The following is a 407-nucleotide window of genomic DNA, read 5'->3' on the forward strand; positions in this document are numbered from 1 at the left end:
ACGAGGACCGGCTCTGCGTTGAGAAGGCAACGAATGAGCCGCTCCACTCGCTGGCCAAGGACCTGCCCCCTGCCAAGAGGGCACTGGCTGAGGCACTGCGCGTCCTGTTTTCGTATCTGGACATCCCTCTCCGAAGATATTCGGTGCGGCGCCACCGGGATCCGGGCACTGTTTCCCGCTATCTCAGCGGTCAGCGGATGCCGCCCGCCGACTTCGTTACCAAGCTGGTCGAGGATGCGCACGAGCATGGCGCTCCGTTGAATGCTGCCGATGGCGCCCACCTGCGCAAACTGCTAGAGGAGGCGTTGCGGGAACAAGGCGGGGATGCTGCCCAGATAGCGATCCTGGGGCTGCAGCTGGACGAAAAGGACAAGGAATCGCGTGCCGCTAAGCAAAAGGCCAAAGAG

General features: G+C 62.7%; 1 pseudogene. It reads left to right on the forward strand.

Annotation, left to right across the window (positions count from 1 at the left end):
* Positions 1-407, forward strand: a pseudogene (locus H4N64_RS44280) (hypothetical protein); the annotation flags it as partial.

The organism is Streptomyces cupreus (assembly GCF_014257025.1).
Lineage (GTDB): Bacteria > Actinomycetota > Actinomycetes > Streptomycetales > Streptomycetaceae > Streptomyces > Streptomyces cupreus.